Source organism: Kitasatospora sp. Ki12, from assembly GCF_054601375.1.
In genome coordinates, this window is record NZ_BAAIHT010000003.1 from 1,299,128 (window position 1) to 1,321,632 (window position 22,505).

A 22,505-nucleotide genomic window follows, 5' to 3' on the forward strand; every position below is an offset into this window, starting at 1 on the left:
CGCCCTCTCAGTACCGGTTGATCTGCGGCGGGGCCGGCGCGGCTTCACCGGAGAGGCCGAGGGTCGCCTCGAAGGCCTTCTTCCAGTCGCCGTTCTGTTCGTGCTGCTCCAGCGCGTCGTTCAGCGCCGACCGCAGCACGGTGTCGTTCTTCGGCACCCCGATCCCGTACGGCTCGGTCGAGAACAGCGGGCCGACCACCTTGAGCTCGTCCGGCACCTTGGCCGCGTAACCGAGCAGGATCGCGTTGTCCGTGGTCACGGCGTCCACCTGGCCGGTGATCAGGTTGTCCACGCAGGCCGAGTAGGTGTCGTAGCCGATCAGCTTGGCCTGCGGGTACTGCGACTTGATCCGCTGGTACGGCGTCGAGCCGGCCGCCGAGCAGACCTTCTTCCCTTTCAGGTCGTCCGGGCCGTGGATGCTCGTGTTGTTCTTCTGCACCAGCAGCGACTGCCCGGCGACGAAGTACGGCCCGGCGAAGCCCACCAGCTTCTTCCGGTTGTCGTTGATGGTGTACGTGCCCACGTAGTAGTCCACCTGGCCGTTCTGCAGCGCGGTCTCGCGGTTGGCCGAGGCGATGGTCTTGAACTGGATCTTGTCCGGCGGGAAGCCGAGGGAGGCGCCGAGCATCTTGGCGATCTCGATGTCGAAGCCGGCGTACACACCGGTGGCCGGGTTCTTCTGGCCCAGGTAGGGCTGGTCCTCCTTGGCCCCGACCACCAGGTGGCCCCGGCCGCGGGCGGCGTCCAGGGTCGACGAGCCGGTGATCGCGGAGGCGTCCTGCACCTGGTAGCTGGGCAGCGCGCTGGGCTGCGGACCCTTGGGCGGCGGGGTGCCGGCCTTCCCGCAGCCCGCCGCCAGCGCGCTGAGCAGCAGGGCGGCGGCGAGCACCCGGGACCGTACCCTCGCGCCGGCCTTCCTCGCCCGCGCTCCGGGCGTCGTCTCACGGTTCACGGCGCCGCCTCAGTGCTTCAGGATCTTGGACAGGAAGTCCCGGGCGCGCTCGCTCTCGGGGGCGCTGAAGAAGTCCTCCGGGGCACGGTCCTCGACGACCCGGCCGTCCGCCATGAACACCACCCGGTTCGCGGAGGCCCGGGCGAAGCCCATCTCGTGGGTGACCACGATCATCGTCATGCCCTCGTGCGCGAGCTGGCGCATGACGTCCAGCACCTCGTTGATCATCTCGGGGTCGAGCGCCGAGGTCGGCTCGTCGAACAGCAGGGCCTTGGGGTCCATCGCCAGCGCCCGGGCGATCGCGACCCGCTGCTGCTGCCCGCCGGAGAGCTGGGCCGGGTACTTGTCGGCCTGCGACTCCAGGCCCACCCGCTCCAGCAGCGCGCGGGACTTGGCGTCGGCCTCCGCCTTGGGGCGGCCGCGCACCTTGATCTGCGCCAGCGAGACGTTCTGCAGCACGGTCTTGTGCGCGAACAGGTTGAAGGACTGGAACACCATGCCGACCTCGGCGCGCAGCCGGGCGAGCCCCTTGCCCTCCGCGGGCAACGGCTCGCCGTCGATCAGGATGGTGCCGTTCTCGATCGGCTCCAGCCGGTTGATCGCCCGGCAGAGCGTGGACTTGCCGGAGCCGGACGGCCCGATGACCACGACGACCTCGCCGCGGCCCACCGTCAGTTCGATGTCCTGCAGCACGTGCAGGTCGCCGAAGTGCTTGTTGACCCCGCGCAGCTCGATCAGCGGGGTGAAGGTCTGGCCGCCGCCCGCGGCCGGTTCCGGAGCTGTCGTCACCGGCTGCGCCGCCCCTTCAGCAGCCAGCCCAGCACGGCGCCCGCGATCAGCGTGGCCAGCAGGGCGATCCAGAGCGGCGCGGTGACGGTGAACACCCAGAACTGGATCTTCACCTTGTCGAGGTTGGCGAACAGGAACCACACGGCGAGGATCACGATGACGCCGATCCCGATGTACCGCGTGGGGATCCCGCCGATCTCACCGCGCGGGGGGCGGGACGAACCGTCCGAAGTCTTGGTCACCGGAGCAGTCTGCGGGCCGGGTGGCCGTTTTGCCCGGTTACGCGCCCTTCCGGGCCAGGGAGTAACCCGCACGGGGCAATCCGGCCCCGCACGGGTTTACCGATCCACCGATGCCGCCTCCGACACCTCCACCGGCGCCTCCGCCGACACCTCCGCCGATCCGCCCGCCCCCGGCCGCTCGGACTCCCCCGGCCGCACCATCGCTCGTCCCGCCGCGCTACCGCTCGTCCCGCCACGAGCGCCAGAGCGCCGCGTACGGGCCGCCGGCCGCGACCAGCTCCGGGTGGCTGCCGTACTCGCTGATCCGCCCGCCCTCGACCACCGCGATCACGTCCGCGTCGTGCGCGGTGTGCAGCCGGTGGGCGATGGCGATGACCGTCCGGCCCTCCAGCACCCGGGACAGCGAGCGCTCCAGGTGCCGGGCGGCCCGCGGGTCCAGCAGCGAGGTGGCCTCGTCCAGCACCAGGGTGTGCGGATCCGCCAGCACCAGCCGGGCCAGGGCGAGTTGCTGCGCCTGCGGCGGGGTCAGCGAGGTGCCGCCGGAGCCGACCTCGGTGTCCAGCCCCTCGGGCAGGGCGTCCACCCAGGCTCCGGCGTCCACCGCGTCCAGGGCGGCCCGCAGCTCGGTGTCGTCCGCGTCGGGCGCGGCCAGCCGCAGGTTGTCCCGCAGGGTGCCGACGAAGACGTGGTGCTCCTGGTTCACCAGGGCCACCTCCCCGCGCACCCGCTCGGCCGGCATCCGGGACAGCGCCGCCCCGCCGAGGGTGACGCTGCCGCGGCCGGGGGCGTAGATCCCGGCCAGCAGCCGACCGAGGGTGGACTTGCCCGCGCCGGACGGCCCGACCAGCGCGACCCGGCTGCCCGGCGCGACGTCCAGGCTGATCCCGTGCAGGACGTCCGCGCCCTCGCGGTAGCCGAACCGGACGTCCCGGGCCTCCACCCGGCGGCCGTCCGGACGCGCCGACTCGTCCCCCTCGTGCTCCGGCACCTCGCGCACGCCGACCAGCCGGGCCAGCGAGGCCTGACCGATCTGCAGTTCGTCGTACCAGCGCAGGATCAGGTCCACCGGACCGGTCAGCATCTGCGCGTACAGCACGCCGGTGGTCAACTGGCCGACGGTGATCCAGCCCTTCAGGGTGAACAGCCCGCCGAACAGCAGCGTCGCCAGCACCGCCGAGGTGTAGACGGCGTCGATGGTCGGGAACCAGACCGTGCGCAGCCACATGGTGTACCGCTCCCAGGCCAGCCACTCGTGCAGCTTGCGGTCGGTCAGCCCGATCCGCCGGTCACCCAGGCGCAGTGCCTCGACCGTCCGCCCGGCGTCCACCGTCTCGGCCAGGACGGTGTTCACCGCGGCGTACCCGGCCGACTCGTTGCGGTAGGACTGCGGCGCGCGCCGGAAGTACCAGCGGGAGGTGGCCAGCAGCAGCGGCAGCCCGATCAGCGAGGTCAGCGCGAGCAGCGGCGAGGTGACCAGCAGGGCGCCGAGCACCAGCAGCAAGGACACGACGGCGACGGCGAGTTCGGGCACCGCCTCGCGCACCGACTTGTCCAGCCGGTCGACGTCGGTGGTGCCCCGGGAGACGAGGTCGCCGGTGCCCGCCCGTTCCAGCACGCCGGTCGGCAGGGCGACCGAGCGGACCAGGAAGTCCTCGCGCAGGTCGGCCAGCACCCGCTCGCCGAGCACCGCGCCGCGCATCCGCGACCAGCCGGTGAACGCGGCCTGCGCCACGAGCGCCAGCAGGTACCAGGCGACCGCGACCGTGATGGCGGACCCCGCGGTGTCGGTGGCCAGTGACTCGACCAGGCTGCCGAGCACCCACGGCCCGACCAGCCCGGCCAGGGTGGCCACCGAGTGCAGCGCCACCACCGCGGAGAACCCGGCGCGGTGCCGCCGCGCGAGCAGCAGCAGGTACCCGCGCACGGCGGCCGGGGACCCGACCGGCAGGGTGGTGGCCGGCCCCTGTTCCTCATGGACGGGGGGCTTCATGACGTACTCCTCGCTCGTGTGGCACGGCAGTCGACGAACCGGTGCGGGATCGCGTTCACACGGCCTCACCCACCGGCTGGGCGGCCTCCTCGTCGCGGGTGACCACGGCCCGGTAGGCCTGCTCGGTCCGCATCAGGTCGCGGTGGCGCCCCGCCGCGGCCACCCGGCCGTCCTGCAGCAGCACCACCCGGTCGGCCTGGTCCAGCAGCAGCGGGCTGGTCGCGAACACCACGGTGGTGCGGCCGGCCCTGGTCTCCCGCAGCCCGGTGGCGATCCTGGACTCGGTGTGGGCGTCCACGGCGCTGGTGGGCTCGTCCAGCACCAGGACCGGCGGGTCCGCCAGCAGTGCGCGGGCCAGGGCGAGCCGCTGGCGCTGGCCCCCGGACAGCGAGCGTCCCCGCTCGGTGATCCGGGCCCGCATCGGATCGCCGGCGCACTCCGGGGAGCCGGCCACCAGCGCCTCCAGCACGTCCTCCGAGCGGGCCGCCGCCAGCGCCTCGGCGGGCACGACCCGGCCCGAGGACGGGATGTCGAACAGCTCGGCCAGCGTGCCGGAGAGCAGCACCGGCTCCTTGTCGTGGACCAGCACGGCCGCCCTGGCCTCGGCCAGCGGCACCGCGTCCAGCTCCGTCCCGCCGAGCCGCACGGAGGGCTGCCCCCGCTCGCCCTCGCCCAGCGGGACGTGGCCGCCGAGCCGCTCGGCGAGGGCCCCGGCGAAGTCCGGGTCCCCGCAGACCACCGCGGTCAGCTCACCGGCCCGCGCGGTCAGCCCGCTGGCCGGGTCGTGGAGGTCGGCCTTGGCCGGCTTGGTGAGCGCGGCGGCCTCGCCCGCGCCGCCGTTCCGTTCGAGGGACAGCACCCGGACCGCCCGCCCGGCGGAGACCCGGGCGACGCTCCAGGCGTGCGCCGCCTCGCCCAGGATCCGCAACGGCGCGGCCAGGAAGGCGGTCGCGCCGTACACCGCGATCAGGGTGCCGACGGCGAGCTCGCCACGGGCCGCCAGTCGGGCGCCGTACCAGGTGACGCCGACCACGAACAGGCCCGGCAGCAGGACCTGTTGGGCCTGCATCAGCGACCAGATCCGGGCCGAGCGGACCGCGGCCGCCCTGACCTTCTGGGAGGCGGCCCGGTAGCGCTCCAGGAACAGCTCCTCACCGCCGATGCCGCGCAGCACCCGTAGCCCCGCCACCGTGTCGGCGGCCAGCTCGGTGGCCTTGCCGCCGAGTGCGCGCTGCTGCTCGTAGCGCCGCTCGAACGGCCCGATCAGCGGCCAGACGGAGGCCGCCAGCACCGGGACGCCCAGCAGCACGCCGATGCCCAGCACCGGCTCGACCACCAGCACCACGGAGCTGACGGCCAGCCAGACGATCACCGCGGAGCGGACCCGGGCGATCAGCTCGACGTACCAGCCGATCCGCTCGACGTCCCCGCTGCCGACCGCCACGACCTCGCCGGTGGCGATCCGGCGGGACAGCCCGGCCCCGAGCTCCGAGGCCTGCCGGGACACCAACTGCCGCATCTGGCAGGCGGCGTGGATCCAGTTCCAGACCGCCTGGCGGTGCGTCATGACGGCGCCGAGCGCGGCTCCCACGGCGAGCAGCAGGGCGAGCCCGCCGGCCCGCCAGATCCCGCCGGCGTCGCCGTCGACGGCGGCCTGCACGCCCAGTCCGAGCGCGATCGGCAGGGCGGCCTGGCACCCCATCTCGAGCAGGTTCCAACAGGTGGCGAGCAGTTGCCCGCGCCGCTGGCTGCGCCGCAGCCAACGCAGGAAGGCCGGCGGCGAGGAGAGGTCGGGACTGCCGGGATCGGCCAGCGGCAGTGGGGTGAGCGGCATGACACTCCGATGCGGACGGTGCGGAGGTACGGGGGGAGCGCGCGAACGGGGGCACGTACGGGCCCGAGCCGACGGGCGGCGGCCACCGGGCGGCGGACGGTCGGCGCGACGGACGGCGACGGGACGGACGAGCGGCGCGACGGACGGCGACGCGCGCAACGGACGCGTCGGCGTCGACGACATCCGGGACTGCCGGACGGGCGGACGGACGGGATGGGCACGAAGGGCCCTGATCTCAGGAGGTCATGTCCGCGAGCCTGCCAACCCCGATGTGACCGCCGCAACAGGTTTTCCGCCCCCACGGCCGCCCGGCCCCCGCCGGACCGCCCGGCAGGCCCCGCCCGCCCCGGTCCGACCGCCCGCACCGGCCCACGCCCCGCCCACCCCGGTTCACCCGAATGGCCCTACGAGCCCCGGCCCGATGACCGGTCCGATGCCCCTCCCAGCCCCCGACCCCACCCCCGAGGCCCCTCCGCCCCGGTCGGACCCCTGCAAAACTCCACCCAAAATTCGCCCGTTTGGCGGGAACAATCACGTTCCAGCGCCAGTTGCCCACCGTTGGAAACACCAACGACCAGGAGGGCACCCCTTCCCGTGAGCAACATCCCCAGCGTCACCCTCAACGACGGCACCCGGATCCCGCAGCTCGGCTTCGGCGTGTGGCAGGTCCCGGACGCGGAGGCCACCACCGCCGTCCGCTCCGCGATCGAGGCGGGCTACCGCTCGATCGACACCGCGGCGATCTACGAGAACGAGGCCGGCACCGGTGCGGCGATCACCGAGGCGCTCGCGGGCGGCGTTGCCCGCGAGGACCTCTACATCACCACCAAGCTGTGGAACTCGGGCACCCGCGACTGGTCCGGCGAGCAGGGCCGCGACGCGGTGCTGCGCGAGTTCGACGCCTCGCTGGCCAAGCTCGGCCTCGACCACGTCGACCTGTACCTGATCCACTGGCCGCGCCCGATGCACGGCAGCTACCTCAACGTCTGGAAGGCCCTCGAGCAGCTGAAGGCGGACGGCCGGGCCACGTCGATCGGCGTCTCCAACTTCGGCACCGAGCAGCTGACCCACCTGATCGACGAGGCCTCGGTCGTCCCGGCGCTGAACCAGGTCGAGCTGCACCCGTACTTCCCGCAGGAGGAGCTGCGCGCCTTCCACGCCGAGCACGGCATCGCGACCGAGGCGTGGAGCCCGCTGGGCCAGGGCGGGGAGCTGCTCGCCGAGCCGGCCCTGGTGAAGATCGCCGAGAAGCACGGCCGCACGGTCGCCCAGGTGGTCCTCCGCTGGCACCTGCAGAGCGGCGTGATCGCCATCCCGAAGTCGGTCACCCCCTCCCGGATCCGGGAGAACCTGGACGTCGCCGGCTTCGAGCTGGACGCCGAGGACCTGGCCGCGATCGCCACCGTCGCCACCGGCAAGCGCATCGGCCCGGACCCGCAGGGCTTCGACTGGAACTGACACCGGCCCCAGGCCCCGGTTCGGACTCCGGCTCCGCTTCGGACCCCGACTCCGGACCCGGGCCCTCCGCGGCAGGCCCGTGACGAGGCCGCACCAGGCCTGACGGAGCCCGACGGCCGGACCAGGCCTGACGGAGCCCGACCGCCGGCCGGAACGAGGACCGCCCGCCCCCAACGGGAGCGGGCGGTCCTCGGTGTATCCGATTCACGACATTCACGACACCGACAGGCAGAACGGGCAGCACCCCTCGATACGTTGGCGAATCGTTTTGGCTGCTGTTGCCAATGCTTGACCTAGAACCTGGCCGCCTTGCCGATGAGCGCGAGGGCGGCCTCGTGCTCACTCTCCTCCAGCGGAGCCAGCAGCAGCCGCTGGACCTCGGCCACCCCGGCGGCCGAACGGTGCAGCAGGTCCTGTCCCGCCGGTGAGAGCGAGAGCAGGTTGCGCCGTCCGTCCGAGGGATCGCGCCGGCGCTGCACCAGACCGCGGCGCACCAGCCTGCTGACCATCTCGGCCATCGTGGCCTTGTCGAGCGAGGCCAGCTCGCCGACCGTGCGCTGGTCGGCGCCCGGTTCGAGCTCCAGCGCGTCCAGCACCGCGTACTGCGGGGCCGTCAGCTCCACTCCGACGTGCTCCGACCAGAGCTTGGTGTGCACCTGCTGGCTGACCCTGATCAGGTAGCCGATCGCCCGCTGGGCGTCCAGTATCGGCCGCGCGTCCGTGAAGACGGCGACCGCCGCGGGCTCCAGCCTGGCTATCTTGGCCATCACCCGGACGATCTCGACCTGCTCCTCCGCCGTCAGCGGCTCGAACAGGACGCGCTGAACGCGGACCACACCACCGGTGGCCTCGCGCACCGCCTGGGCCCCGCTCTGCGAGAGAGCGAGCAGCTTGCGCCGGCCGTCGGCCGGGTCACGCCTGCGCAGCACCAGGCCGCGGCGGACCAGCCGCGCGACCATCTCGGCCATCGTGGCCTTGTCCAGCGAGGCCCGCTCGCCGACCGTGCGCTGGTCCGCGCCCGGTTCGAGGGCCAGGACCAGCAGCACGGCGAACTGCGGAGCCGTGAGATCGGCTCCGACGTGCTCGGACCACAGACGGGTGTGAACCTGCTGTGCAACGCGAATCAGGTGCCCGGGCGACTGCTGCAGTCGCGCGGACACGCGGGTTGTCGGGATCTCCCCCAGCACCATGTATCCGTCCCGATGTCACACCCGGTGTGTGTGGGACACCCGGGTGGGGCAGTAACGGCGAGTGGGCGTCCAGCTATGAGGGAGGGCGCTCCAGCCGTGCAGCCGGTGGCTGCTGGCGGACACTATACAAACGGCGGGCCCTTGCTGGCAGGCAGGGGCGGATAGTAGACGCAGGTTCGGCAACATTGGCATATTTACGCGCTGCCAACCACTTGCAGTAACGCGTTCTCAGCAGAAAGCCGACCGGTCGGTCCTTACCGACCGTCACCTGCGCCTCTCCACCCTGGCCGCCCTCCCTACTCGCCGGTAGGGTATGGCCACCCTCTCCGGGGGCTCTCCCCGGGAGGCAACCCCCGAGAGAGACGAGAGCGCGCATGACCGAGCAGAGCACCGCCCCCCGGGTCGCCGTCGTCACCGGCGCCGCGCGCGGCCTGGGTGCCGCCACGGCCCTCCGACTGGCCGCCGACGGCTACGCGGTCGCCGTCCTGGACCTGGACGAGGCGGCCGGCAAGGAGACCGTCGACCGGATCACCGCTGCCGGGGGCAAGGCCCTGGCCGTCGGCGCCGACGTCTCGGACGCCGAGCAGGTCCAGGCCGCCGTCGACCGCGTCGTCGCCGAGCTGGGCGCCCCCGCCGTCCTGGTGAACAACGCGGGCGTACTCCGCGACAACCTGCTCTTCAAGATGTCCGAGTCCGACTGGGACACGGTCATGAACGTTCACCTCCGCGGCGCCTTCCTGATGACCCGCGCGGTGCAGAAGCACATGGTCGACGCCGGTTTCGGCCGCATCGTCAACCTGTCCTCCTCCTCCGCACAGGGCAACCGCGGCCAGGCCAACTACTCGGCCGCCAAGGCGGGCCTGCAAGGCTTCACCAAGACTTTGGCCATCGAGCTGGGCAAGTTCGGCATCACGGCCAACGCCGTGGCCCCCGGCTTCATCGCCACGGACATGACGGCGGCCACCGCGGCCCGGGTCGGCATGGACTTCGAAGACTTCAAGCGGGCTGCGGCCTCTCAGATCCCGGTCCAGCGGGTCGGTCAGCCTGAGGACGTCGCCCACACCATCTCCTTCCTGGCGAGCGAGGGCGCCGGCTTCGTCTCCGGCCAGGTGATCTACGTCGCGGGCGGCCCCCTCGACTGAGCACGGAACCTACACAGGGTTACCACGGAGTGGGAAGCCGGGCGGACCGGCCTCCCACTCCGTTTCCTTTACCGGGGCTTTTGCAGAATCATTCGAACACCACACGGACATTCGATCCCGAAATCGCCGAAATCACTCCCCGGGCCACCCCGCATCGTCCCGATTGTCGATTTCACGGGAAAATGACAATTACCCCCGGAATAACCCCGGTCGGATGGGTAAGGTCACCCCGTGCAATCCGGAAGTACCCCTTCTCCCATTCCGCGACAGCGGTCGGAACACCACACCGCCACCACCGGCCGGGAACGTCCCGCCACCCTCGGCAGCGTCCGCGGCCCGGCCGGCCACCACCGTCGCGACCCCGGCCCGCCCCCGGTGGGCCTCGCTCCGCCGGGCCAGCCCGTCCTGCGCGTGACCCCTGTGAGCCGCCGCCCGATGGGCCCGCCACCGGTGGGCTGGCCCCCGATGAGCCGGCGGCAGGCCGCCCTGCTCGCCGCCACCCTCGTCGGCTACCTGCTGGTGCTGGCCGGCGTCCTGCTCAACACGGCCCTGGTCGACCTCGACTGGTCGGTCCGCCTGCTGCGCCCGTACGAGCGGTGGCCCCGGCTGGAGCCGCTGCTCGACACCTGGGTGGTCGCCGGGCAGCGCGGCCCCTCCGCGATCGCCGCCTTCGCCTGGCTCGCCTGGCGCGCCCGCCGCCTCGGCCGGCTGCGCCCGCTGCTGGTCATGGGCGTCGCCCTGCTCCTGCTCAATGTCACGGTCGGCGCGGTGAAGATCGTCACCGGCCGGCTCGGCCCGCACTACGCCCAGTACGTCGGCTCGCCCGAGCTCTTCTCCGGCGGCACCATCTTCCCGTCCGGGCACACCGCCAATGCCGTGGTCACCTGGGGCGTGCTCGCCTATCTGGCCGTCCGCTGGCGCCGCACCGGCGCGGTGATCGCCGCCGCCACGGCCTGCTCGATCGGCCTGACCACGGTCTACCTGGGCACCCACTGGGTCACTGACGTGCTGGCCGGCTGGGCCGCCGGGCTGCTGGTACTGCTCTCGCTGCCGCTGCTGGAACCCCTGGTCGGCACGGCCGAGCAGCGGCTCCACCGCCGTTTCGGCCGCCGCCCCCTGCCGTACTGAGCCCCCACCTGACCACGGATCCACCCGACCAGGGACCAGCCCGGCCACGGACCCGCCGAACAGGACCCACCCGGGGAGCGAGCGCTACCCCTCCCAGCTCCGCTCGACCACACCGTCCCGCACCGCCAGGTTGAGCCGCCCCTGCCGGTACTCCATGGTCATCAGCTCCCCCGGCTCCAGCACCCGGACCGAGGCCCAGCCGTGTCGCCGGGCCAGTTCCCGGGCCCGTTCGACCCGCAGCCCCGCGTACCCCTCGGCGTCCGCCCCCGCCGCCCCCGACGGATCCACCGCGTCCGACCCCGACATCGCGCCTCCCCGGCCAGCACCCTCGGACGTACGCTGGAATCGTAGCCCGCGCCGTGCGGTCCGGAGGTGAACGACCATGCGCACCACCACGCCGCGGCGGTGGCGCAGCGGCAGCGAGCCGGCCACCGCCCGCAGCGACCTCAAGCTCCGCTACCTGCTGTCGCTGACCTTCACGCCGCTGTTCGTGCTGGCCACGGTGGGTTTCGCGGTCTGGGCGGCCGTCTCCCCCGTGAACGGCGCGCCCAGCCGGGGAACACTCACCGGCTTCGCCGTCGCCTGCGGCCTGCTCTCCCTGTTCGCCCTCGTCGATCTCGTGGTGGTGATCCGGCGCCGCCGGACCGAGCTCTGACGCGGCGTCTCCCATGGAGTGGAAAGTCGGCCCCGCCGACTTCCCACTCCTCGCGCCGTACCGTGCCCCGTGCACGCGGCCTCAGCGGCTGCCGACCGCCTGTTTCACCAGCGTCCGCCCGAAGTCCCACATCAGGCCGTTCCCCCGGTGGGCCTCGTCCATGATGTCGGTGAAGGCGTCCATGAACCGGTCCACGTCCCGCTCGGTGATGATCAGCGGCGGAATCAGCTTGATCACCTCCAGGTGGTCCCCGGACACCTGCGTCAGGATCCGGTGCCGCTGCAGCAGCGGGACCACGACCATCTGCGCGAACAGCCCCTTGCGGGCCGCCTGCAGCGCCGTCCACCCGGTGCGCAGCTTGAGCGACTTGGGCCGTCCGAATTCGATGCCGATCATCAGCCCGCGCCCGCGCACCTCGGCGAGCAGCTCGTACGTGTCGACCAGCGCGGTCAGCCGCTCGCGGAACTGGTCGCCGACCTTGCGGGCGTTCTCGACCACCTTCTCGTCCCGCATCACCTCCAGGGTCGCCAGCCCGGCGGCCATGGCCTGGGCGTTGGACCCGAAGCTGGCCGAGTGCACCAGCACCCGGTCCATCGAGGAGTACACCTTCTCGAAGATCCAGCCCTTGCCGAGGGTCGCCCCGACCGGCACGTACCCGCCGGAGAGCGCCTTGGCCGCGCAGACCAGGTCGGGCAGCACCCCGTCCTCGTGCTGGTAGGCGAAGAACTCGCCGGTGCGGCCGATCCCGGTCTGCACCTCGTCGCAGATCAGCAGGGCCTTGTGCTCGTGCAGCAGCGCCTGGGCGGCCCGCAGCCAGCCGGGCGGGGGCGCCTGGACGCCCTTGCCCTGGATCGGTTCGACGATCAGTGCCGCGACGTCGCCGCGCTTCAGCTCCTTGGCGAGCGCGCCGAGGTCGCCGAGCGGGATGGCGGTGTCCGGGAGCAGCGGGTCGAAGCCCTTGCGGAAGCCGTTCTCCCCGTTGACCGAGAGCGAGCCGGTGGTGAGCCCGTGGAAGGCGTGGTCGGCGTAGAGGATCCGGCGGCGCCCGGTGGCGTACCGGGCGAACTTCAGCGCGGTCTCGACCGCTTCCGTCCCGCTGTTGCCGAAGAACACCCGGTCCAGGCCGGGCGCGTACGAGAGCAGCCGCTCGGCCAGCAGTCCGGGCAGCGGCGAGCAGTCGAAGCGCACCAGGTCCGGCAGGTCCAGGTCCATCACCTGCTGGATCGCGGAGCGCACCACCGGGTGGTGGCGCCCCAGCGCGAAGATGCCGAAGCCGGCCAGCATGTCGAGGTACTCGTTGCCCTCGGCGTCGTAGAAGTACGGGCCCTGGGCGCGCTCGTAGTACTTGTCGAAGCCGATGGTGTGGAGCATCCGGGACAGCTGCGGGTTGAGGTAGCGGCTGTTCAACTCGTAGCGCTCACCGCCGCGTTCGGCGAGGAGGGCGGCGAGGTCGAAGGCGGGGCGGTCTGGGTCAGCCGGCATGGCGCGGGTTCGCTCCTCGGGTCGGTAGCAGGTTCTTGGCGAAGACGGCGGCCTGGGCGGCGACCCCGGTCCCGGTCAGCCCGGCCTCCTCCAGGATCTCCCCGCGCGAGGCGTGCCCGAGGAACTCCTGCGGCAGGCCGAGCACCCGGACCGGGACGTCCACGTCCGCGTCGCGCAGCGCCTGGGCGATCGCCGAACCGACCCCGCCGGTCCGGCCGTTGTCCTCGACGGTGACCACCAGCCGGTGGGCGGCGGCCAGTTCGGACAGTGCCGGGTCGACCGGCTTGACCCAGCGCGGGTCGACCACGGTGGCGGTGAAGCCCTCGGCGAGCAGCAGCCGGGCGGCGTCCAGGCAGGCCGGGGCGGTGGTGCCGACGGCGACCAGCAGGATCTCGGCCGGCCGCCCGGTGCGCAGCAGTACGTCCACGCCGCCGATCCGCTCGACGGCCGGTACGGCGGGCCCGATGTTCCCCTTGGGGAAGCGGACGACCGTGGGCCCGTCCTCGACCGCGACGGCTTCGCGCAGCTGGGCGCGCAGCTGCTCGGCGTCGCGCGGGGCGGCCAACCGCAGGCCCGGGACGACCTGGAGGATCGACATGTCCCACATGCCGTTGTGCGAGGCGCCGTCCGGCCCGGTCACCCCGGAGCGGTCGAGCACGAAGGTGACGCCCAGCCGGTGCAGGGCGACGTCCATCAGGACCTGGTCGAAGGCCCGGTTGAGGAAGGTGGCGTACACCGCGACCACCGGGTGGAGCCCGCCGGTGGCCAGCCCGGCGGCGCTGGTGACGGCGTGCTGCTCGGCGATGCCGACGTCGAAGGTCCGCGCCGGGTAGGCCTTGGCGAACGGCGCCAGGCCCACCGGCTGCAGCATGGCCGCGGTGATCGCGACCAGCTCGGGCCGCTCGGCGCCGAGCGCGAGCAGCTCCTCACCGAAGACCGAGGTCCAGGAGACGCCGCCGCTGGGCGAGATCGGCAGACAGGTGTACGGGTCGATCGGGTTGACGGCGTGGAAGCGGTCGGCCTCGTCCTGCTCGGCCGGCCGGTAGCCGCGGCCCTTGACGGTCAGGCAGTGCACGATGACGGGCCCGCCGAAGTTGCGGGCCTGGCGCAGTGCCTGCTCGACCGCGCCCAGGTCGTGGCCGTCGATCGGCCCGAGGTACTTGAGGCCGAGGTCCTCGAACATGCCCTGCGGGGCGAAGGCGTCCTTGAAGCCCTTCTTGGCGCCGTGCAGCGCGTCGAAGATCGGCTGGCCGACCAGCGGGGTGCGTTGCAGCGCCTCCTTGCCGAGGGCGAGGAAGCGCTCGTACCCCTGGGTGGTGCGCAGGGTGGCGAGGTGGTTGGCGAGGCCGCCGACGGTCCTGGCGTAGGAGCGCTCGTTGTCGTTGACGACGATGACCAGTGGCCGGTCGCGGGCCTCGGCGATGTTGTTGAGGGCCTCCCAGGCGAGTCCGCCGGTGAGCGCGCCGTCGCCGATCACCGCGACGGTGTGCCGGTCGTGCTGGCCGAGCAGCTGGGCGGCCTTGGCCAGGCCGTCGGCGTAGGACAGCGCGGTGGAGGCGTGCGAGTTCTCGACCAGGTCGTGCTCGGACTCGCCGCGCGAGGGGTAGCCGGAGAGCCCGCCGCGCATCCGCAGCTTGGTGAAGTCCTGGCGCCCGGTGAGCAGTTTGTGCACATAGCTCTGGTGGCCGGTGTCGAAGACGATCCGGTCGTACGGCGAGTCGAAGACCCGGTGCAGCGCGATGGTGAGCTCCACCACGCCGAGGTTGGGCCCGAGGTGTCCGCCGGTGCGCGTGACGGCGTCGATCAGGAAGTCGCGGATCTCGTCGGCGAGCAGCGGGAGTTCGGCCGCCGGGAGCTTGCGCAGCTCGGCCGGCGACGTGACGCGGGAGAGCAGTGACATGGGTACACCTCACGACTCGGAGTGGTGCGGTGATGCCTCCGCCCGACGGGGGCGGAGCCGGCCCGGGCGCGGGGGCCCGGACCGGGGTGCCGACCTGGCGGTCAACTCCCGGCTCAGCGGATCTTGTTGCCGCTGACCGTCTCGGTGATGGCGCGCAGCGACTGCTGCAGCGAGCCCATGGTCGCGAGCACGGCCGTCGGCTCGTAGCCGCAGTGGGCCATGCAGTTGGCGCAGCGCGGGTCCTTGCCACGGCCGTACTTGCTCCAGTCGGTCGTCTCGACCAGCTCGCGGTAGGTCTGCACGTAGCCGTCGGCCATCAGGTAGCAGGGCCGCTGCCAGCCGAACAGCGAGTAGTTGGGGATGCCCCAGGGGGTGCACTCGAAGTCGGCCTTGCCCTCCAGGAAGTCCAGGAAGAGCGGGCTGTGGTTGAGGCGCCAGCGCCGGCGGTTGCCGCCGGCGAAGGCCTTGCGGAAGAGCTCCCGGGTCTGCTCGACGCCGAGGAAGTGCTCCTGGTCGGGGGCCTTCTCGTAGGCGTAGGCGGGCGAGATCATCATCTCGTCGACCTTCAGCTCGTCGTTGAGGTAGTCCAGCACCTCGATGACGGTCTGCGGGGTGTCGGTGTTGAAGAAGGTGCTGTTGGTGGTGACCCGGAAGCCGCGCCGCTTGGCCTCCTTGATGGCGGCCACCGCCTCGTCGAAGGTGCCCTCCTTGGCCACCGACTCGTCGTGCCGCTCGCGCATGCCGTCGATGTGCACGGCGAAGGTGAAGTACGGCGAGGGCGTGAACTTGTCCATCTTCTTGCGCAGCAGCAGCGCGTTGGTGCACAGGAACACGTACTTGCGGCGCTCGACCAGCTGGCGGACGATCTCGTCGATCTGCGGGTGCATCAGCGGCTCGCCGCCGGCGATCGAGACCATCGGCGCACCCGACTCGAGGACCGCGCCGACCGCCTGGGCGACGGGCATCCGCTGCTTGAGGACGCCCGCCGGGTGCTGGATCTTGCCGCAGCCCTCACAGGCGAGGTTGCAGGCGAACAGCGGTTCCAGCTCCACGATCAGCGGGAACTTGTCCCGTCGTTTGAGCAGCTTCTGCTGCATGAGGTAGGTGCCGACCCGCACGGTCTGGCGCAACGGCATGGCCATGGCTAGCTCGCCTCCTGTGGGAGCGTCGCGGATGTGGGGTGGTTCAGGGCGTCGGAGCCGGGGTGGTTCATGGCCTCGGGGCCGGGGTGGTTCAGGGCGTCGGAGCCGGGGTGGTCCGGGACGTCGGAGCCGGGTGCGCGCTCGTGCCGGTACCAGTCGACCAGGGCGGGCACCGCGGCCCGCAGGGTCCGCCAGGCGCGCACCCCGGCCGGGAGGGTGCCGGGCCGCAGCAGTTCGTGCTCGGGGGTGTCGACGACCACCCGCAGGACCGCGGCGGGCAGCGCCGGCCGCACCTCCCGCAGGGCGGCCAGCACGGCGGCGGCCTCCATGTCGACGGCGAGCGCGCCCTGCAGGTGCAGAGCCCGCCGCTCGATGCCGCGCACCACGTGGTCGGCGGTGTGGTGCACCCCCGTGTGCACGGTGAGGCCGCGTTCCTTCAGCGCCCGGGTGAGCTCCGGCCCGGAGCCGACCGGGTAGAGGTGGCCCTCGGCGTCGCGGACCCCGTCGGCCGCGACGACGTCGCCGGGCAGCACGCCCGGTCCGAGCGCGGCGCCGAACCCGGCCACCACGACCGCGCCGTAGCCGCCGGGGGCGGAGCCGAGCAGCCGCCTGACGGTCAGCCCGGCGCGCCGCCGGCCGACCCCGGTGCGCACCAGCACCGGGGATCCGCCGGGCGCGCCGCGCCAGTCACCGCCGCGCAGGGCCCAGACCTCGGGGCCCAGTGCGCAGAGCACCAGCAGGGGGGCGGTGGTCACCGCGCCGCCCCGATCGCCGGGGTCCCGCTCGGTTCGGCCGTCGCCGGGCCGCCGTGGAGGTAGCGGCCGAGCGCGGTGACCGGGAAGACCAGCCGGTAGAGGTGGTAGTTGATGGAGAAGTCCCAGGGGAAGCCGGTGCCGGTGAACTGCGGTTCGTCCCAGGTGCCCTCGGGCAGCTGGGTGCGGACCAGCCAGTCCACGCCGCGCTCGACCGCCGGGTTGGCCCGGCCGTCCGGGCCCTCGCCGGCCGCGAGCAGCGCCATCAGCGCCCACGCGGTCTGCGAGGCGGTGGAGTCGCCGCGACCGGCCCAGCGCGCCGGGTCGTCGTAGGAGCGCATGTCCTCGCCCCAGCCGCCGTCGGCGTTCTGCCGGTCCTCCAGCCAGCGCACCGCCCGGCGGATCGCCGGGTGCTCGTCCGGGACGCCGGCCGCCACCAGGGCGGGCAGCACCGAGCCGGTGCCGTAGATGTAGTTGGTGCCCCAGCGGCCGAACCAGGAGCCGTCCGCCTCCTGGTTGCGCAGCAGCCACTCGATGCCGCGCCGGGTCCGCGGGTCGCGGGCGCGGCCGGTCTCCGCGAGCATCTCCACCACGTGGGCGGTGACGTCGGCGGAGGGCGGGTCGACCACCTCGCCGAAGTCGCAGAACGGCAGCTTGTTGGGGAGCGTGCTGGTGTTGTCGACGTCGAAGGCGCCCCAGGCGCCGTTCTTGGACTGCATGCCGAGGTTCCACAGCACGCCGCGGTCCACCGCCGCGTCGACCTTGGCCTGGTCGGGGTGGGCCACCCGGCGCAGGGCCAGGACCACCTCGGCGGTGTCGTCGATGTCGGGGTAGGTGTCGTTCTCGAACTCGAAGGCCCAGCCGCCGGCGGGCAGCCCGGGCCGCTGGACGGACCAGTCGCCCCGCTTGCGGATCTCCTCGCCGAGCATCCAGTCGACGGCGGAGACCAGCGCGGGGTGGTCGGCCGGCATCCCGGCGTCGGCCAGCGCGATGGTGGCCAGGCAGGTGTCCCAGACCGGGGACTGGCAGGCCTCCATCCACCGCATGCCGTCCTCGGTGTGCACGGTGAAGCGGTCGAAGGAGGAGAGCCCGGCCTGCATCACCGGGTGCTCCAGTTCGTAGCCCTCCAGGTGCAGGGCGATCAGCGAGTAGACGGCGGGCGGCTGGATGCCGCCCCAGCAGCCGTCGGCCTCCTGCCGTTCGACGATCCAGCGGCAGGCCTGGGAGACGGCCAGTCGGCGCAGCGGGCGGAAGGCCCGGCGGTGGTAGGCGTGCAGCACCCGGTCGAGGCGCTCGAAGAGGCCGTCCCAGGTGGTGGCGGGGGCGAGCGGCCGTTCGGGGCAGGGGTCGTCCGGGTCGGTGTGCAGCTCGGTGAGCGGGAAGGGCGCCGGGCGGACGGGGCGGTGGGAGGAGACGACGGTCAGCGGAACGATGGTCTGCCGGGCCCAGCAGCCGAAGGCGTAGATGTTCAGCGGCAGCCACTTGGGCAGGAAGATGATCTCGGGCGGCATCTCGGGCAGCCGGTCCCACGGCCACCAGCCGAACAGCGCGAGCCAGATCCGGGTGAACACCCGGGCGGCCGCGATGCCGCCGGCGGAGCGGACGTAGCGGGCGGCGGCCAGCATGTGCGGGGCGTCGGGGTCGTCGCCGGCCAGCTTGAGCGCGACGTACGCCTCGACGGTGGTGGAGAGTTCGGCGGGACCGCCGTGGAAGGTGGCCCAGGTACCGTCCTCACGCTGCTGGGAGCGGATCCAGTCGGCGGTGGCGTTCGTCTGTTCCTCGGTGCGGATCCCGAGGAACTGTCGGAGCAGTAAATCCTCGGCGTCCATGGTGACGTTGGTCTCCAGGTCGCCCTTCCACCAGCCCTCGGAGGACTGCAGCGAGAGCAGGTGGGTGGTGGCGCGGGCCAGGGCCTCCCGCGCGTCGGCCGGTCCGTGGTCCGCCTCACCGGCCGACAGCCGGTCGGTGTCCTCGGGCTGCCACCGCCCCGCGCCCAGCAGGGCCGGGGGGCGGTCGCCCACCGCGACCGGCTCGGGATCGTACTCAGGGTCGAGCCGGCCGTCCGCGGTTGCTGTCAACGTAACGTCACCTCTCTCGTACCACCACGAATTCGGCGAGTGCGACGAAGTGCTGGCGCACCTCGTCGGACATGGGCACCTCGTCCAGGGCGGCGAGGGCAGTCGTGTGCTGGCGGCGGGCCTCCTCCTGGGTCCAGGCGCGGCCGCCGGCCTCCTCGATCAGCGCGGCCCGGGCGGCGAGCTCGGGCTCGCTCTCCTCCCCGCGCCCCTTCGGGTCGGCCAGCTGCTCGGCGAGCCGGCGCGAGGACGGGCCGCCCTCGGCCAGCGCGGCGGCGACCGGCAGGGACTTCTTGCGCTGGCGCAGGTCGCCCCAGTGCGGCTTGCCGGTGACCTCGGTGGCACCCCAGATGCCGAGCAGGTCGTCCACCGCCTGGAAGGCCAGCCCCAGGTGGTGGCCGTAGCGCTGGAGGGAGTCGGAGACCTTGTCGTCGGCCCCGGCCAGGACCGCGCCGATCGCCGAGGCGGCGGCCAGCAGGGCCGCCGTCTTCCCGCCCTCCATCTCCAGGCACTCCGCGACGGTCACGCTGTCGCGCTGTTCGAAGGCGACGTCCATGGCCTGGCCGTCGATCAGCCGGCGGGTCGCCGTGGTGAGCAGCCGGACGGCGCGCGCGGCGTCGGTGGGGCTCGCGCCGCCGGTCACCGCGGCGTCGAGCAGCACCTCCGTGCCGAGCGTCGCCAGGGCGTCGCCGACCAGGATCGCCTGGGCCGGTCCGAAGACCGTCCAGGCGGTGGCCCGGTGCCGCCGGGTCTCGTCACCGTCCATCAGATCATCATGGAGCAGGGAGAAGTTGTGCACCAGTTCAACAGCGACCCCACCGGGCACGCCCACCTCGGCCGCCGCGCCGGTGGCCTGGGCGGACAGCAGCGCCAGCGCGGGGCGCACGGCCTTGCCGCCGTCCCCGGCGACCGGCGTGCCGTCCCGGTCGATCCAGCCGAAGTGGTAGGCCGCGACCGTGTCCATCGGTGCGGCCAAACGGGCGACGGCGGCCCGAAGCGGCGGGGTGCAGAGCGTACGGCTGCGGGTGAGCAGCTCCGGCACCGAGACCGGTTCGGCGTGCGCCGTGCCTCCGACGGCGAAGCCGGTGCGTGACTCCACGTGTGTTCCCTCTCCCTCGTGGGGCCGGACCGCACGGGGCGGCCGGGTGCCGTCGGTGCGGCTGGTGTCGATTCGAGTGGTGCCGGTGCCGAGGGTGTCGGTACGGCCGGTGGGGCCGGTCCCGTCGAGTCCGTCGGTCCCGTCGGTTCCGTGGAAGGCGCTGATGCGCTCGACGGTACGCCCGATGGCTCTGGCGGGCTCTCCGGCGGCGCGGCCCGCCGTCACCTGGGCCACCTCCCGTCGCCGCGGTCCACCGGCACCCGGGTGCCGGCCGCGGCGAGCGCGGCGTCGGCGGCGGCGTGGCCGCTGCGCACGGCGCCCTCCATGGTCGCGGGCCAGCCGGTGGCCGTCCACGAGCCGGCCAGCAGCAGGCCGGGGACGGAGGTGCGGGCCGACGGGCGCAGCGCGCCGCTGCCCGGGGCCGGGTCGAAGGTCGCGGTGCGCTCCCGGGTGACGAAGAAGTCCAGCACCTCGGCCCCGGCCGCGGCCGGCAGCAGCCGCTCCAGCTCGGGCAGGTAGCGGCGGCGCAGCTCGGCGACCGGGAGGTCGATCTCGTCCTGCACGGCGGACTGCGAGAGCGCCAGGTACTGGGCGCCCGGGTGGGCGCGGCCGAGCTCGGTGGCGGCCAGGCCGGAGTGCGCGGTGCGGTCGAAGACCCACTGGACCGGGGAGCCGAGGGCGGCGAAGAACGGCTGCCGCACCAGCGTGCGGTCGTAGATCACGTGCACGTTGAGGATCGGCGCGGTGCCGAACCCGGCGAGCCGCTCCTGCCCCTGGATCGCGTTCGGCGGCAGCAGGGCGGCCGCGCTGTCCTGGGCGCCGGCCAGGACCACGGTGTCCGCGGTGAGCGGCTCCCCCTCCTCCAGGAGGACGGCGTGCTGCGGCGCGGCCGGCTTGAGCTCCGCCACCCGGGTGCGCAGCAGCACCTTCACGCCGGCGCGCTCCAGCTCGGCGAGCGCCCGGTCGTGGTGGATCGCGCCCAGCGGGGCGGCGGCGATGCCGATGTCGGAGGCCCCCGGGTCGGAGAGCAGGCCGGTCTGGAACACCTTGGCGGCGAGCGCCATCGACACCTGGTCGGCCCGGGCGTTCAGGGTGGCGACGCCGACCAGGTCCCACAGGGCCGCCTGGGTGGCGGCATTCTGCCCGTTCCGGCGCAGCCAGTCACCGAAGGAGATCCGGTCCAGCGCCGGGTCGTCGAGGTCCAGCCCCTTCAGGGCGAGCGCGCCGCGGACCACCCGGGCGCGGTCCACCGGGGACAGGTGCGGGTAGCGGGCGAGGCTGCCGGCCAGGTGCAGCGGGACGGGCAGGCCGGCCCGCCGCAGCCGCCCGAGGGTGCGCACCGGCGCGCCCGCGGGCCCGGTGACGGAGAGCACCGGGACGTCCAGCCGGTCCTGCAGGTGGACCAGCCGGCCGGCGCCGAGCCGCTCCAGCAGGCCGCGGTAGGCGGTGCAGCAGCGCAGGTAGACGTGCTGGCCGTTGTCGACGGTGAGGTCACCGCGCCGGAAGGAGAACGCCAGGCCGCCGAGCCGGGGCCGCCCCTCGACGAGGGTGACCCGGTGGCCCGCCTCGGCCAGGCGCAGCGCGGCGGTGATCCCGGCCAGACCCCCGCCGACCACGACGGACGCCGGGCGCGCGGCATCGGCTCGCCCGGTCATCGGCCCTCCCCCTCGCAGTCGCCGGACCGCCGGGAGGCGGTCGCTGAAGCCGTTACTCGCACGGTCAACACGGAACTACCCGCACGTGATTCCCCGCTGACACAGCGTGACAGAACTGCGGCGAGAATCAAGAACGCCCCCCGGCGAGCCCGGAAAGCGCCACGTACGCCTTCTCCCAGCCCGGCAGCGAGACCCGGCCGCGCAGCACCGACTCGGGGTCGGCCGCGATCCGGCCGAGCAGCCGGTGGTAGATCCCGGCCATCGCGGCGGTGCAGGCGCGGCTGCGGCGGTCCAGCATCGGGAGCAGCCGCAGGCCCTCCTCGAAGGCGGCCTGGGCGCGGGCGGCCTCGAAGGCCACCAGGCCGGTGAAGTCCGCGCCGACCGGCGGCTTGGGCAGGGCGAACCCCTGCTCGCAGCCGAACCGGGCCAGGTCCTCGGTGGGCAGGTAGGTCCGGCCGTTCAGGGCGTCCTCGCGCAGGTCGCGCAGGATGTTGGTGAGCTGCAGGGCCAGGCCCAGGGTGTCGGCGTACCGGGCCCCGAGCTCGGGGTCGTCGCAGCCGTAGACGCCCAGCGAGAGCCGGCCGATCGCGCCGGCCACGCAGCGGCAGTAGACCTTCAGCTCCTCGTACGTCTGGTACTCGGCGCCCTTGAGGTCCATCTCGACGCCGTCGATCAGCTCGTCGAAGCCGCCGAGCGGGATCGGGAAGCGCCGGGCGGTGTCGGCCAGGGCGACCTTGATCGGGTCGGTGTCGTCCTCGGCGACCACCCCGGAGCGGACCTCGTCCACCAGCTCCCGGGTGCGCAGCAGCGCCTCGGCCTTGCGGTCGTCCGGGAGGTCGCCGTCGCCGATGTCGTCCACCCGGCGGGCGAGGGCGTACAGGGCCGACATGGCCAGCCGCTTGGGCTCGGGCAGCAGGCGGATGCCGTAGCTGAAGTTGCGCGCCTGCAGACCGGTGACTGCCTCGCAGTACCGGTACGCCGCCATGACCTGGGCCGACGCCAGTGGTGATGCCGCCACGC

The 22,505-nt window shown here is 73.2% G+C and carries 19 protein-coding genes; 4 read left to right on the plus strand and 15 right to left on the minus strand.

What is annotated here, in order from left to right:
* Positions 1–7: 7 nt before the first annotated feature.
* The 5 genes from ACYP53_RS36340 to ACYP53_RS36360 all read right to left on the minus strand — a co-directional run bounded on the left by ACYP53_RS36340 (position 8) and on the right by ACYP53_RS36360 (position 5,807).
* On the minus strand, positions 8–889 hold the full coding sequence (locus ACYP53_RS36340) for a glutamate ABC transporter substrate-binding protein (protein WP_459650961.1): 882 nt from the start codon (positions 887–889) through the stop codon (positions 8–10).
* Positions 890–961: 72 nt separating this feature from the next.
* The gene (locus ACYP53_RS36345; protein ID WP_189914067.1) at positions 962–1,690 is read right to left on the minus strand and encodes an amino acid ABC transporter ATP-binding protein; all 729 of its coding nucleotides are present in this window, start codon (positions 1,688–1,690) and stop codon (positions 962–964) included.
* A gap of 47 nt (positions 1,691–1,737) precedes the next feature.
* On the minus strand, positions 1,738–1,983 hold the full coding sequence (locus tag ACYP53_RS36350; protein ID WP_189913609.1) for a lipopolysaccharide assembly protein LapA domain-containing protein: 246 nt from the start codon (positions 1,981–1,983) through the stop codon (positions 1,738–1,740).
* Between the two features lie 217 nt (positions 1,984–2,200).
* Positions 2,201–3,973, minus strand: coding sequence for an ABC transporter ATP-binding protein (locus tag ACYP53_RS36355; protein ID WP_459650556.1), 1,773 nt, complete (start codon positions 3,971–3,973; stop codon positions 2,201–2,203).
* A gap of 55 nt (positions 3,974–4,028) precedes the next feature.
* On the minus strand, positions 4,029–5,807 hold the full coding sequence (locus tag ACYP53_RS36360; RefSeq protein ID WP_459650557.1) for an ABC transporter transmembrane domain-containing protein: 1,779 nt from the start codon (positions 5,805–5,807) through the stop codon (positions 4,029–4,031).
* 594 nt (positions 5,808–6,401) lie between these two features.
* Between ACYP53_RS36360 and ACYP53_RS36365 the strand changes: the two genes are divergently transcribed.
* Positions 6,402–7,265 (plus strand): aldo/keto reductase, encoded by an 864-nt coding sequence (locus ACYP53_RS36365; RefSeq protein WP_459650558.1) that lies wholly within the window; start codon positions 6,402–6,404, stop codon positions 7,263–7,265.
* Between the two features lie 293 nt (positions 7,266–7,558).
* On the opposite strand, the gene ACYP53_RS36370 is transcribed toward ACYP53_RS36365, so the two are convergent.
* The gene (locus tag ACYP53_RS36370; protein ID WP_268256524.1) at positions 7,559–8,455 is read right to left on the minus strand and encodes a MarR family winged helix-turn-helix transcriptional regulator; all 897 of its coding nucleotides are present in this window, start codon (positions 8,453–8,455) and stop codon (positions 7,559–7,561) included.
* A gap of 374 nt (positions 8,456–8,829) precedes the next feature.
* On the opposite strand from ACYP53_RS36370, the gene fabG reads away from it, so the two are divergent.
* A complete protein-coding gene (gene fabG / locus ACYP53_RS36375; RefSeq protein WP_189913613.1) occupies positions 8,830–9,597 on the plus strand; it encodes a 3-oxoacyl-ACP reductase FabG in 768 nt (255 codons plus the stop codon).
* Between the two features lie 465 nt (positions 9,598–10,062).
* Complete coding sequence (locus tag ACYP53_RS36380; RefSeq protein WP_189913614.1) at positions 10,063–10,725, plus strand: phosphatase PAP2 family protein; 663 nt, start codon at positions 10,063–10,065, stop codon at positions 10,723–10,725.
* Positions 10,726–10,809: 84 nt separating this feature from the next.
* On the opposite strand, the gene ACYP53_RS36385 is transcribed toward ACYP53_RS36380, so the two are convergent.
* Entirely contained in the window at positions 10,810–11,031 is a 222-nt protein-coding gene (locus ACYP53_RS36385; protein ID WP_189913615.1) for an I78 family peptidase inhibitor, read from the minus strand.
* 76 nt (positions 11,032–11,107) lie between these two features.
* On the opposite strand from ACYP53_RS36385, the gene ACYP53_RS36390 reads away from it, so the two are divergent.
* On the plus strand, positions 11,108–11,380 hold the full coding sequence (locus tag ACYP53_RS36390; protein WP_189913616.1) for a DUF6343 family protein: 273 nt from the start codon (positions 11,108–11,110) through the stop codon (positions 11,378–11,380).
* Between the two features lie 81 nt (positions 11,381–11,461).
* Here the strand turns inward: ACYP53_RS36390 and ACYP53_RS36395 are convergent, their stop codons facing one another.
* From ACYP53_RS36395 to hpnD, 8 genes are all read right to left on the minus strand, one after another.
* Positions 11,462–12,862, minus strand: coding sequence for an aspartate aminotransferase family protein (locus tag ACYP53_RS36395; RefSeq protein WP_189913617.1), 1,401 nt, complete (start codon positions 12,860–12,862; stop codon positions 11,462–11,464).
* Positions 12,852–14,762 (minus strand): 1-deoxy-D-xylulose-5-phosphate synthase, encoded by a 1,911-nt coding sequence (dxs, locus tag ACYP53_RS36400; RefSeq protein ID WP_459650559.1) that lies wholly within the window; start codon positions 14,760–14,762, stop codon positions 12,852–12,854. Before dxs ends, ACYP53_RS36395 begins: the two co-directional genes overlap by 11 nt.
* A 113-nt stretch (positions 14,763–14,875) precedes the next feature.
* Positions 14,876–15,904 carry an adenosyl-hopene transferase HpnH gene (hpnH, locus tag ACYP53_RS36405; RefSeq protein ID WP_189913619.1) on the minus strand — a complete coding sequence of 343 codons (1,029 nt, stop codon included), beginning with the start codon at positions 15,902–15,904 and terminating at the stop codon, positions 14,876–14,878.
* 2 nt (positions 15,905–15,906) lie between these two features.
* On the minus strand, positions 15,907–16,659 hold the full coding sequence (locus tag ACYP53_RS36410) for a 5'-methylthioadenosine/S-adenosylhomocysteine nucleosidase family protein (RefSeq protein WP_459650560.1): 753 nt from the start codon (positions 16,657–16,659) through the stop codon (positions 15,907–15,909).
* The gene (gene shc, locus ACYP53_RS36415) at positions 16,656–18,614 is read right to left on the minus strand and encodes a squalene--hopene cyclase (protein ID WP_229928339.1); all 1,959 of its coding nucleotides are present in this window, start codon (positions 18,612–18,614) and stop codon (positions 16,656–16,658) included. Before shc ends, ACYP53_RS36410 begins: the two co-directional genes overlap by 4 nt.
* Before the next feature lie 127 nt (positions 18,615–18,741).
* The gene (locus ACYP53_RS36420; RefSeq protein ID WP_189913621.1) at positions 18,742–19,830 is read right to left on the minus strand and encodes a polyprenyl synthetase family protein; all 1,089 of its coding nucleotides are present in this window, start codon (positions 19,828–19,830) and stop codon (positions 18,742–18,744) included.
* Between the two features lie 221 nt (positions 19,831–20,051).
* Positions 20,052–21,485 (minus strand): hydroxysqualene dehydroxylase HpnE, encoded by a 1,434-nt coding sequence (gene hpnE / locus ACYP53_RS36425; protein WP_459650561.1) that lies wholly within the window; start codon positions 21,483–21,485, stop codon positions 20,052–20,054.
* Positions 21,486–21,612: 127 nt separating this feature from the next.
* Entirely contained in the window at positions 21,613–22,470 is an 858-nt protein-coding gene (gene hpnD / locus ACYP53_RS36430; protein ID WP_189914070.1) for a presqualene diphosphate synthase HpnD, read from the minus strand.
* Positions 22,471–22,505: the final 35 nt, after the last annotated feature.